Origin of the sequence: Lederbergia citri (assembly GCF_018343625.1) — a bacterium.
Classification (GTDB): Bacteria; Bacillota; Bacilli; order Bacillales; family Bacillaceae_C; genus Lederbergia; species Lederbergia citri.
On record NZ_JAGYPG010000007.1, the window covers coordinates 21,504 to 33,030 of the forward strand.

At 38.4% G+C, this 11,527-nt stretch carries 14 protein-coding genes; all 14 read left to right on the forward strand.

From position 1 onward, the window contains the following. Positions 1–69: 69 nt before the first annotated feature. Entirely contained in the window at positions 70–708 is a 639-nt protein-coding gene (tmk, locus tag KHA97_RS23410; protein ID WP_213127219.1) for a dTMP kinase, read from the forward strand. A gap of 109 nt (positions 709–817) precedes the next feature. Further along, the gene (locus KHA97_RS23415; protein ID WP_213111928.1) at positions 818–1,147 is read left to right on the forward strand and encodes a cyclic-di-AMP receptor; all 330 of its coding nucleotides are present in this window, start codon (positions 818–820) and stop codon (positions 1,145–1,147) included. 56 nt (positions 1,148–1,203) lie between these two features. Then, on the forward strand, positions 1,204–2,205 hold the full coding sequence (gene holB, locus KHA97_RS23420; protein ID WP_213127268.1) for a DNA polymerase III subunit delta': 1,002 nt from the start codon (positions 1,204–1,206) through the stop codon (positions 2,203–2,205). Continuing rightward, positions 2,198–3,025, forward strand: coding sequence for a PSP1 domain-containing protein (locus tag KHA97_RS23425; protein ID WP_213127220.1), 828 nt, complete (start codon positions 2,198–2,200; stop codon positions 3,023–3,025). Before holB ends, KHA97_RS23425 begins: the two co-directional genes overlap by 8 nt. 13 nt (positions 3,026–3,038) lie before the next feature. After that, positions 3,039–3,404 (forward strand): DNA replication initiation control protein YabA, encoded by a 366-nt coding sequence (gene yabA, locus KHA97_RS23430; protein WP_213127221.1) that lies wholly within the window; start codon positions 3,039–3,041, stop codon positions 3,402–3,404. A gap of 136 nt (positions 3,405–3,540) precedes the next feature. Then, positions 3,541–4,284 (forward strand): tRNA1(Val) (adenine(37)-N6)-methyltransferase, encoded by a 744-nt coding sequence (locus KHA97_RS23435; RefSeq protein WP_213127222.1) that lies wholly within the window; start codon positions 3,541–3,543, stop codon positions 4,282–4,284. Continuing rightward, positions 4,271–4,555 (forward strand): GIY-YIG nuclease family protein, encoded by a 285-nt coding sequence (locus tag KHA97_RS23440; protein ID WP_213127223.1) that lies wholly within the window; start codon positions 4,271–4,273, stop codon positions 4,553–4,555. Before KHA97_RS23435 ends, KHA97_RS23440 begins: the two co-directional genes overlap by 14 nt. Then, complete coding sequence (rsmI, locus tag KHA97_RS23445; protein ID WP_213127224.1) at positions 4,533–5,408, forward strand: 16S rRNA (cytidine(1402)-2'-O)-methyltransferase; 876 nt, start codon at positions 4,533–4,535, stop codon at positions 5,406–5,408. Before KHA97_RS23440 ends, rsmI begins: the two co-directional genes overlap by 23 nt. 139 nt (positions 5,409–5,547) lie before the next feature. Next, on the forward strand, positions 5,548–5,883 hold the full coding sequence (locus KHA97_RS23450; protein ID WP_407658069.1) for a YnfA family protein: 336 nt from the start codon (positions 5,548–5,550) through the stop codon (positions 5,881–5,883). Between the two features lie 91 nt (positions 5,884–5,974). Further along, positions 5,975–6,154 carry a hypothetical protein gene (locus tag KHA97_RS23455; protein ID WP_213127225.1) on the forward strand — a complete coding sequence of 60 codons (180 nt, stop codon included), beginning with the start codon at positions 5,975–5,977 and terminating at the stop codon, positions 6,152–6,154. Between the two features lie 503 nt (positions 6,155–6,657). Beyond that, positions 6,658–9,276, forward strand: coding sequence for a phosphoenolpyruvate synthase (gene ppsA / locus KHA97_RS23460; RefSeq protein WP_213127226.1), 2,619 nt, complete (start codon positions 6,658–6,660; stop codon positions 9,274–9,276). Between the two features lie 193 nt (positions 9,277–9,469). Further along, positions 9,470–10,015: a helicase gene (locus tag KHA97_RS23465; protein WP_213127227.1), complete on the forward strand. Its 546-nt coding sequence runs from the start codon at positions 9,470–9,472 to the stop codon at positions 10,013–10,015. Between the two features lie 394 nt (positions 10,016–10,409). Continuing rightward, the gene (locus KHA97_RS23470) at positions 10,410–11,063 is read left to right on the forward strand and encodes a class I SAM-dependent DNA methyltransferase (protein ID WP_213127228.1); all 654 of its coding nucleotides are present in this window, start codon (positions 10,410–10,412) and stop codon (positions 11,061–11,063) included. Then, positions 11,060–11,527 (forward strand): S-ribosylhomocysteine lyase, encoded by a 468-nt coding sequence (locus KHA97_RS23475; protein ID WP_213127229.1) that lies wholly within the window; start codon positions 11,060–11,062, stop codon positions 11,525–11,527. The genes KHA97_RS23470 and KHA97_RS23475 overlap by 4 nt, the downstream gene beginning before the upstream one ends.

Sequence of the window (11,527 nt, forward strand, 5' to 3'; positions counted from 1 at the left end):
TGGACAGGCGCTTTCGCTGTTCTTATAGTATACTTAAACCACATCTAGCAGTGCTTATGGAGGAAAAGAATGCAGGGATTATTTATTACATTTGAAGGACCTGAGGGAGCGGGGAAAACTACGATTCTTCAAAAACTCGCAAAGGAATTGGAAGAGCAACAGTTTAACGTCGTGTTAACCCGGGAACCAGGTGGGATTCAAATTTCAGAACAAATTAGAAAAATTATACTTGATCCAAATCATACGACGATGGATGGCAGGACAGAGGCATTATTATATGCAGCAGCGCGTAGACAGCATTTAATTGAGAAAGTAGTTCCGGCGTTGGAACGTGGTGCCATCGTCCTATGTGATCGATTTATCGATAGTTCGCTTGCTTATCAAGGGCATGCAAGAGGTATAGGGATTGATGAAATATTTACGATTAATCAGTTTGCTATTCAAGATTTAATGCCCGATAAGACTTTATATTTTGATGTAGATCCTGAAGTTGGATTGAAGAGAATTGAAAAACATAAAGGGCGGGAAATCAATCGCTTGGATTTAGAAAAACTAGATTTTCATTATCGTGTAAGGGAAGGGTATAAAACTCTATTACACATGTTTCCAGATCGCATCGTTGAAATAGACGCCAGTGCATCATTTGAGACAGTTTATTCTCATGCAAAAAGTTTAGTAGAAGAGCTAATTGCAAAAAATTTAAAATAGGCATTAAATTCGTGAGAAAATTCATGAATATCGATGTAACATACTAAGAATAGCTGATATAATAATAAATAAGAGGTATGCAGCAAATATTATGGAGGGGTGAATGTTAATGAAATTAATAATGGCAGTTGTACAAGATCAGGACAGCAATCGTTTGATGAGTGCGTTGGTAGAGAATAATTTTCGAGCAACGAAATTAGCAACGACAGGCGGCTTTTTAAAATCTGGTAACACGACATTTATGATTGGAACAGAAGATGTTAGGGTCAATAAGGCTCTTCAAGTCATTAGAGATAATTGTAAATCTCGTGAGCAGCTAATGGCTCCTGTATCTCCAATGGGCGGCAATGCAGATTCATACATTCCCTATCCGGTAGAGGTTTCTGTCGGAGGAGCAACTGTATTCGTTCTTCCAATCGAGCAATTTCATCAATTTTAATGCAATATTACATTGTTTATAGATTATTTTAAAAAGATAGCGAGTGAATGAATGCCATGAGTTGGCAGGAATTTGAACAAGAGCAACCGTTTGCAGCGAAAATGTTAAAAAGCAGCATTGAAAAGGACCGTGTAGCCCACGCCTATTTATTTGAAGGGGAACGAGGTACAGGTAAGCGTGCTGCAAGCATTTTAATCGCTGCAAGTTTGTTCTGCGAAAATATACAGCATAACTTTATTCCGTGTGGAGACTGTGTGAATTGTAAAAGGATTAAACATGGCAACCATCCCGATATTCATATCGTTGAACCAGACGGATTGTCGATAAAAATTGAACAAATTCGTTCATTACGAACAGAATTTAGTAAATCAGGGGTAGAATCGAAGAAAAAATTATATCTCATCATAGATGCAGAAAAGATGACCATTCCAGCAGCTAATAGCTTGTTGAAGTTTCTAGAAGAACCGAATGTTGAAACAACGGCTATTCTTGTAACAGAACAACCTCAACGCATCCTTCCAACGATTTTATCGCGTTGTCAAACGGTATCTTTTAAGGCGATCCCTGGTGAAGTGTTGACTAGAAAACTGCAGGATGCTGGAATAAATAACATAAAAGCCCCTCTTTTAGCCGCCATTACTAATCATTTACAGGAAGCTTTAGAGTTGGATGGTGATGATTGGTTTGCACAAGCAAGAAAAATAGTGTTAAACTTATATGAAGTCCAGAAGAAGGGGACACTTTACGCCATGACTTCTCTTCAGGATGAATGGATACACCATTTTAAAGAAAAAGCACAAATAGATTTGGGATTAAATCTTTTGCTTCTTATATATAAAGATTTACTTTATATTCAATTAGGGAAAGAAGAACAGCTTGTCTATCCCGATTGGCGGGAAAAATTTGCAGCGGATGCGTTGCAAACCTCTTCAAGAAGGCTGTCTGAACAAATGAGTGCAATTTTGGAAGCCAAACGGAAATTAAATGCAAATATGAATCCCCATCTTTTGATGGAACAGCTTTTGCTAAGTTTGCAGGGGGGACCTTCTTGTGTATAATGTTGTAGGTGTCCGGTTTAAAAAAGCCGGTAAAATATATTATTTTGATCCAGGCGATTTTCCAATCCGCAAGAATGACTTTGTCATCGTGGAAACGGCCCGTGGCATTGAATACGGTAAAGCCGTTACGGATAAAAAGCAAGTACATGATCATGATGTCGTTCTTCCACTTAAAAAAGTGGTGCGGATGGCAGATCAAAAGGATCAATTAAATGTTGAAGAAAATAAAATCGCGGCAGAAGAGGCATATCAAGTTTGTAACGAGAAAATTATCGAACATGACCTTGATATGAAACTTGTAGATGTCGAATATACATTTGATCGAAATAAAGTCATTTTTTATTTTACAGCAGATGGTAGAATAGATTTTCGCGATCTCGTAAAGGACTTAGCGGCGATTTTTAGGACGAGAATTGAGCTAAGACAAATTGGCGTAAGGGATGAAGCGAAAATGTTAGGTGGAATTGGTCCTTGTGGCCGTATGCTTTGCTGTTCCACGTTTTTAGGAGATTTTGAGCCTGTTTCAATTAAAATGGCGAAAGATCAAAATTTATCCCTAAATCCTACTAAAATATCCGGTCTTTGTGGAAGACTGATGTGTTGTCTAAAATACGAAAATGATGAATATGAGGCAGCGAAGGCAGAATTGCCGGATGTTGGTGATGATATTAATACACCTGATGGATCGGGGAAGGTCATTGGGTTAAATATATTAGAGCGCTTGATTCAAGTAGAATTGCCAGAGCAAGAGCGCATATTGGAATACACACTTGAAGATATTTCTAGTGAAAGTGCAACATCTATCCCGGCTAGGGAATAATGAGGTGTAAGTCATGGATAAAAAGGAGTTCTTCGATTCAGTTAGCAGCATGGAAATGCAAATTGGACATTTATATCAACAGCTTGGAGAACTAAAGCAACATCTTGCTAAGCTAATTGAAGAAAACCACGTTTTGAAACTTGAAAATGACCATTTGCGCAAGGCTATGGAAAAAGAAACTCCAGAATCAGATACCTCATCTGATCAAGGAAATACTCCGGGAAAAAGTGTGTACGAAAAGATTTCTGAAATTGGCGAAGGCTATGATAATTTGGCAAGGCTCTATCAAGAAGGCTTCCATATTTGCAATGTCCACTTTGGCAGCCCCCGTCGTGACGAAGATTGTTTGTTTTGTTTATCTTTTTTGAATAAAAAATAATACAATGCTAAGCCTTCCTCTTATATTGAGGAGGGTTCTTTTATTTAAAAATAGGAAATTAATTGTATTAGTTATGAAAAGCTTATGTGAAGTCCTGCTGCAAGGCACTTCCGCTTTTCTATTTGGAGAGTGCGTAATGGTAAATCTTTATGAAGATGAACGTTTAGATTATTTGTTGGCAGAAAATTTAAGGATTATTCAAAGTCCGTCTGTGTTTGCTTTTTCGTTGGATGCTGTTTTATTGGCTCGCTTTACGTATTTGCCGATTCAAAAAGGGAATATTATTGACCTGTGCAGCGGGAATGGTGTTATTCCTCTTCTGCTTAGTCCAAGAACGAAAGCGAAGATTATTGGGGTTGAGATCCAAGAAAGGCTATATGATATGGCGACGCGGAGTATTTCTTATAACCATTTAGAAGACAGAATTGAAATGATTCATGGCGATATAAAAGATATGCCAAAAAGATTAGGACATGATCGTTTCGATGTCGTAACATGTAATCCTCCGTATTTTTTGTCTCCAACTACAGAGGTGATTAATGCGAATGAACATTTAGCGATCGCCCGCCATGAAATTCTTTGTACACTGGAAGATGCCGTTAAGACGAGCAGCCAGCTTCTTAGACAAGGCGGGAAAGCGGCATTTGTACATAGACCTGAACGATTAATGGACATTTTAACATTAATGAGGGAATACCGCTTGGAGCCGAAAAGACTTCGATTTGTCTATCCGAAGGCAGGAAAAGAAGCAAATACGATTTTAGTTGAAGGAATTAAGGATGGAAGTGCCGGGTTGAAGGTACTGTCGCCGCTTTTCGTCTATAATGAAGAAAATGAATATACGGATGAAGTGAGAGACATTTTATATGGAAACGAATGAACATTATTTCTACGTATTGGAGTGTAATGATGGCTCTTATTATGGCGGTTACACGATCGATCTCTCTCGCAGGCTTGCCCAGCATAATAGCGGGAAGGGTGCCAAATATACGAGGGTGCGGAATCCTGTGAAGATGATTTATGCTGCAAAATATGAAAGCAAAAGTGAAGCGCTCCGTGCGGAATATGCGTTTAAACGATTGCCGAGAAAGAAAAAAGAACAATTTTTAAGCGAAGCAGGTGAGTGGGATGCAAATTCAGAAAAGTTTTAGTAAAACCGAAAAAGGAATTCTGTATTTGGTTCCGACTCCAATTGGAAATCTTGAGGATATGACATTCAGGGCGATTCGGATTATGAAAGAAGCGGATGTCATTGCTGCAGAGGATACGAGGAATACGAAAAAACTATGCAATTATTTTGAGATTAGTACGCCTTTAATCAGTTACCATGAACATAATAAAGAAAGCAGCGGAAAGGAACTGATTAGGCGTTTAGAAATAGGAGAGACGGTTGCTTTAGTAAGCGATGCTGGTATGCCCTGCATATCTGACCCTGGTTACGAACTTGCTGCAGAAGCGATTCGAGCGGGCATTACAGTTGTCTCTTTACCAGGTGCGAATGCTGCCTTGACGGCTTTAATTGCTTCCGGAATTAAACCACAGCCTTTTTATTTTTATGGTTTTTTATCGAGAGGAAAAAAAGAGAAAAAGCAAGAATTAGAAGGATTAAAAAAACAACACGCAGCTCTCATTTTTTATGAAGCACCTCATCGTTTAAAAGAAACTCTGAAATTAATGCATGATATTTTAGGAAACCGAAACATCGTCCTTTGTCGGGAACTGACTAAAAAGTTCGAGGAGTTTATACGAGGAACTTTGGAAGAAGCTATTTGTTGGGCAGATGAAGAGGAAGTTCGTGGAGAATTTTGTTTAATTATAGAGGGAAGCAGCGAAATGTATGAACATGAGGAAGAGTCAGAATGGTGGCTTTCAATGGATATAAAGGAACATGTTCAGCATTATATCGATGAAAAAAGCCTTTCCTCAAAAGAGGCGATTAAAGAAACGGCGAAAGACCGCAATCTGCCAAAACGGGAAGTTTATCAGGCATACCACTTAGATTAGTATTTTTTAATAAAAATATCCGAAATTTACGATTGGGCGCCATTATTGATTAATGGCGCTTTTCATTATGAATGGGCCATTATCTGGAATAAGATTTTAAACAAAACTATAATCTACATATACATTAAAGTTTTAGGAAGTGGTTTACATTTTTAGTGCAATCGTTTTGTTTATTCTTGCAGGAATAGCTGAAATAGGTGGAGGCTATTTGATTTGGTTATGGTTAAGAGAAGGAAAGCCTTTTTACTGGGGAATTGGTGGTGGAATAGCGTTAGCTTTATACGGTGTGTTTGCCACCTTTCAAACTTTTCCATCATTCGGTAGAGTTTATGCTGCTTACGGTGGGGTATTTGTTGTTCTATCTGTCCTATGGGGATGGGGCATTGATAAAAAAACCCCTGATTTATATGATTGGATTGGTGCTGGAATATGTTTAATAGGTGTTTCGGTGATGTTACTTGCACCACGTCAATAACAAATTTGTTCAACGAACGGGCGCATTTAAGGGGCGTGCAATGGCTATGGCTTATGAGAACTGAACTTATCGGGAAGAACACCAAAAAGCTTTGCAACAAGCTTATTATGAACCGAATATTACAGCTGTTCCTACTTTTATTATTGGCGATACAGTTGCAGCGGGTTTTCGTTCAAATGAAAACCTGAAACAAATTATTTATGAAGAAATAAACAAACAAAAACTCTATTTAATGGCAGAAGGAATGGCTTGCGGCATCGATGGGTGTTAATTATGCAGTATGTTTATGAGTATGCGCTCTTTTTTTAGTAGGGATTTGAGAGTGAAAGTAATAATGCAAGTAGACTTCCATTAGTAGAAATAGCTCTGGGCGGCAGCTATTTCTATGTCATAAAAGGGGTAGCGTCCTATACAAAACTACCTGTATGATTGTAAATAAATATACTGTAATAAACCGGTAAGCTAGTCTATATGTTAGTTATTCCATTAAAGGGTGCTATCCTTAAATAAGTCTTTTATTAATTAGGCCAAATATTGTTCTTCAACTTGATGGCAGTAGTCTTCATATGGATTTAACATTGGGTTAAACTAACAGAAAATAACCTTATGGTTTAGGAGTGATCACATGTTGCTGACTGGGAACATTATTTCGGGAGAGTTTGATGAACTCATGAACGAATTTTCTTTACAGAAAGTGAAACATTTCACCACAGAATCGACTATTAAAGAAAGCCAGTTAGAGAACTTAAATATGGTTTCTTGGAGGGTAATAGAATGAGCTCCTTGGTTCTCAGTTTTAAGGAAATGGAAAAAACACAGCTTTGGCTCGTTGGCGGAAAAGGGTTAAATTTAGGGGAATTATCAAAAATTGAAGGAATACAAGTACCAGAGGGGTTTTGTGTTACAACAGTTGGATATCAAAAAGCCATTGAACAAAACGAAACGTACCATGCTTTGTTGGATCGACTAACCATGCTAAAAGTAGAAGAGCGAGATCAAATTGGTGAAATCAGCAGGAAGATTCGACAAATCATTATGGAAGTAGAAATTCCGTCCGATGTTGTGAAAGCAGTTACTCACTATCTCTCCCAGTTTGGTGAAGAACATGCTTATGCAGTACGTTCTAGTGCAACTGCTGAAGACTTGCCACATGCTTCTTTTGCCGGTCAACAAGACACCTATTTAAATATCATCGGCAAAGAAGCCATCTTGCAGCATATCAGCAAATGTTGGGCTTCCCTATTTACGGATCGTGCGGTAATCTACCGAATGCAAAATGGATTTGACCACAGTCAAGTTTATTTATCCGTTATCGTTCAAAGGATGGTTTTTCCACAGGCATCAGGGATATTATTTACCGCTGATCCGATTACCTCTAACCGAAAGCTGCTATCAATCGATGCTAGTTTTGGACTTGGAGAAGCACTCGTCTCTGGCTTGGTATCTCCCGATTGTTATAAAGTACAGGAAGGGGAAATCGTCAATAAGATGATAGCAACCAAAAAATTGGCTATATATGGACGAAAAGAAGGTGGAACAGAGACAAAGCAGATCGATCCTGATCAGCAAAAGAATCAAACACTTACTGACCAGCAAATTTTACAACTGGCTCGTATCGGAAGACAGATCGAGGCTTATTTTGGTTCCCCACAAGATATTGAATGGTGTTTGGTTGATGATACATTTTATACTGTCCAGAGTCGGCCAATCACGACTTTATTCCCGATTCCTGAAGCAGGTGAAACCCAAGAAAATCACGTTTACGTATCTGTCGGTCACCAACAAATGATGACCGATCCCATGAAACCATTGGGATTGTCTTTTTTCCTATTAACGACTCCTGCACCCATGCGTAAAGCCGGTGGAAGATTGTTTGTTGATGTTACACCCATGCTAGCTTCAGCTGTGAGCAGAGAAACTTTATTGAATACCATGGGACAACACGATCCACTCATAAAAGACGCACTCATGGCCATCATAGAGCGAGGAGATTTCATAAAATCGTTACCAAATGATAAAAAAGAACCGAGTCCCGGTAAAAGCAATAAAGGTGTGTCGCCTGCCGATTTTCAAACACAAATCGATATTGATCCGACAATCGTTTCTGATTTGATTAAGAGTAGTCAAACATCGATCGAAGAGTTAAAACAAAACATCCAATCGAAATCAGGAACAGATTTATTTGATTTTATTCTAGAAGATATCCAGCAATTAAAGAAGATTTTATTTGACCCACAAAGTTTGGGTGTGATTATGGCTGCTATGAATGCTTCATTATGGATCAATGAAAAAATGAACGAGTGGCTAGGTGAAAAAAACGTAGCAGATACGCTTTCTCAATCTGTACCAAACAATATTACTTCTGATATGGGTCTGGCGCTATTGGATGTCGCCGATGTGATTCGTCCTTATCCCGAAGTAATTGAGTATTTACAACATGTACAAGATGATAACTTTTTGGATGACCTGGTTAAGTTTGATGGTGGACGGGAAGCCCAAGACGCTATCTATGCTTTTCTCAACAAATTCGGAATGCGATGTAGTGGAGAAATCGATATTACTAAAAATCGTTGGAGCGAAAAACCAGCTACACTAGTTCCCATGATTCTAGGTAACATCAAAAACTTTGAGCCAAATGCCAGCAATCGGAAATTTGAGCAGGGGCAGCGTGTTGCTTTGGAAAAAGAACAAGAGCTATTAGTTCGATTGGAGCAATTACCGGATGGCGAACAAAAAGCCAAAGAAACAAAACGAATGATCAGCCTAATCCGGAATTTCAGTGGGTTTAGGGAATATCCAAAATACGGTATGATTAATCGCTACTATGTTTATAAGCAGGCATTACTGCAAGAAGCCGAACAACTCGTACAAGACAACGTTATTCATGAAAAAGAAGATATATACTATCTCACTTTTGAAGAACTTCACGAAGTCGTACGCACAAAGAAACTGGATTACGAAGACATTAGCAAACGAAAAGACGAGTACCAATTATATGAAAAACTAACTCCGCCACGTGTTATCACATCTGATGGTGAAATTATTGCAGGTCAGTACAAACGTGAAAATCTCCCAGCCGAAGCGATTGTAGGTCTGCCTGTTTCTTCCGGAGTAATAGAGGGAAGAGCACGTGTCATCTTAAACATGGAAGATGCTGATCTAGGAGATGGAGATATATTAGTCACCTCCTTTACTGACCCTAGCTGGACACCATTGTTTGTATCCATAAAAGGCCTAGTCACCGAAGTTGGTGGATTGATGACCCATGGAGCAGTTATCGCACGTGAATATGGCTTACCAGCAGTTGTCGGGGTGGAAAATGCAACCAAACTGATTAAAGATGGGCAACGAATTCGCGTGCATGGAACAGAGGGGTATATTCAAATATTGTAATGGCTGAATACGTTCAGATTTAATTAGACGCATTTGCTCCAGGAAGCGCCTAATTCATAAAGAATCAAAAGATTCATGTTCTTTGGAATCCTCCACTTTAAAACAAACAATAAGTTGCGGGTAGTCCAAGGGTGTTTAAATGAATCCATTCATTTTTTTCCGTTTATATACTATATGTTAGGAATGACTACGATTGCTTTTTGAAAATGAAAAAATATACCCTGATTGTTCAGTTATTACTAGAAAAATAGAGGTTGGGGGACTCACGAAATCGCAACTTATCCAAAAATTGCAACAATACTATATCTTGATAAATGAGTATGGAGAGAGGCTATTAGCTCATGATAAATTTACGACTTCTGGTAAAAAGTACAATCTTCAGACCGTAGAGCTAACCGTTGGGAACCTTGGCTTTCCTATTGGAGCTACTACAGCTCAGATCTTTAAAAAAGCGAACGAACTTGGTTTGGAATTGTGTCCGCTTGAGCTGGGACCTTATTTAAGACTAGAATATCTGGACCAGCCTGAAGGTTATTCGGGGAATTCTTTACAGCGACATCAAGCTCCATCAGGCTCCATCACAATATCGTCGGGGATACTATCTGAAGACGTTGAATTTCCAAAAGGCTTTTATCTTAGAAAAATTAAAGGCGAGTTGTGGCTGCGAGGATACCGTGCAGATCATCTGCACGTTTGGAATCACGATGATCATTTTATCTTTTGTCAAACAAAGGCCTAAGAAGAAAAACTCTTTTTCTTTGTTGATGAACGTGCTGCATCCCTGTATTAAGTTTGTGAAGATTTAAGGATGCTTTTGTTGAAGAAGACAAAACCTAAACATATACTACAAAAAAGCTTGGACTAAAAATCCAAGTTTTTTTAGTTTGTTAATACTGATGTGTTTCTATATGAAATCCAAGTGTTTATTTACCATTTTTCCCCCATTATCCAATTTCTTAGGATAAGATTTGCTTTCTGCTGAAAGCGGGTGCTCTGGGCGGAAGTAATGAAGATTATTCTCTTAATGACTTCTTCGTATAAGTCTTTTTTCCGATTGCTATTTTAGGCAACAAGTGATAAATTAAATAATAAAAATAATTCCGAGTAATTTTATCCGAAAAGGAGGATAAAAAATGTCCACCGACTTTACGGCCTTATTTGATGAGTGGTCTGATTCTTATGATGAAACGGTTACGGGGCATGATCCAGAATACAATGAAGTTTTTCGCAACTATTTTCATATATTAGAAGAGGTAGTCGATAAAGCAACAGGGAATGTCATTGAATTTGGTGTGGGTACAGGTAATCTAACCGAATTGTTAGTGAAAAGCGGGAAAAAAGTGTGTGGAATCGAACCTTCTTCTGGAATGCGGAAAATAGCAAAGCAAAAATTACCGGAAGTTAAGATTTTACATGGAGATTTTCTTACGTTCACACACCCCTTTCAATCGGTCGACACGTTTGTTAGCACTTACGCCTTTCACCATCTAACAGATGAGGAAAAAGAGATAGCGATACGAAAGTATCATTCTATTCTTAACGACGATGGTAAAGTTGTATTTGCCGATACAGTATTTGAAGATGAAGATGCTAAAAGTAATATGATTCAAAAAGCCGAGACTAGTGGATTTAACCGCTTGGCAAATGACTTGCGAACAGAATATTATACAACAATTCCGATTATGAAGGGGCTTTTCGAACGAAACGGTTTTACGGTTACTTTTACGCCAAAAAATGCATTCGTATGGTTAATCGAAGCAACTAAACAAAGGAGAGAATCAGAATGACTGTAGAAAAAAAGATGAACGTGGAAAGTTTCAATTTAGATCATACAAAGGTAAAAGCACCTTATATTCGACTTGCAGGTGTAAAAACGGGATACAACGGAGATGAAATTCGCAAATATGATATACGTTTTTGTCAACCGAATAAAGAGCATATGGAAATGCCGGCATTACATTCATTGGAACATATGATGGCAGAATTTAGCAGGAATTATTCAGATAAGATTGTCGACATTAGCCCAATGGGATGCCAAACAGGCTTTTATTTATCAGTCGTAAATCATGATGACTACGACGAAATATTCTCTTTAGTAGAGAAGACGTTAAAAGATGTACTGACAGCAACAGAAGTTCCAGCTTGCAATGAAGTTCAGTGCGGATGGGCAGCAAGCCATAGTCTAGAAGGAGCAAAGGAAATTGCTGAAAAAATGCTCTCTCGTCGAAGCGAATGGACGGAAGTTTTCTAA

Bases quoted from the DNA above. Each gene is read 5' to 3' on its own strand.
- KHA97_RS23440 (WP_213127223.1), top strand. From the start codon at position 4,271: ATGGAAACGAATGAACATTATTTCTACGTATTGGAGTGTAATGATGGC.
- tmk (WP_213127219.1), top strand. From the start codon at position 70: ATGCAGGGATTATTTATTACATTTGAAGGACCTGAGGGAGCGGGGAAA.
- holB (WP_213127268.1), top strand. From the start codon at position 1,204: ATGAGTTGGCAGGAATTTGAACAAGAGCAACCGTTTGCAGCGAAAATG.
- yabA (WP_213127221.1), top strand. From the start codon at position 3,039: ATGGATAAAAAGGAGTTCTTCGATTCAGTTAGCAGCATGGAAATGCAA.
- KHA97_RS23475 (WP_213127229.1), top strand. From the start codon at position 11,060: ATGACTGTAGAAAAAAAGATGAACGTGGAAAGTTTCAATTTAGATCAT.
- KHA97_RS23470 (WP_213127228.1), top strand. From the start codon at position 10,410: ATGTCCACCGACTTTACGGCCTTATTTGATGAGTGGTCTGATTCTTAT.
- ppsA (WP_213127226.1), top strand. From the start codon at position 6,658: ATGAGCTCCTTGGTTCTCAGTTTTAAGGAAATGGAAAAAACACAGCTT.
- rsmI (WP_213127224.1), top strand. From the start codon at position 4,533: ATGCAAATTCAGAAAAGTTTTAGTAAAACCGAAAAAGGAATTCTGTAT.
- KHA97_RS23435 (WP_213127222.1), top strand. From the start codon at position 3,541: ATGGTAAATCTTTATGAAGATGAACGTTTAGATTATTTGTTGGCAGAA.
- KHA97_RS23415 (WP_213111928.1), top strand. From the start codon at position 818: ATGAAATTAATAATGGCAGTTGTACAAGATCAGGACAGCAATCGTTTG.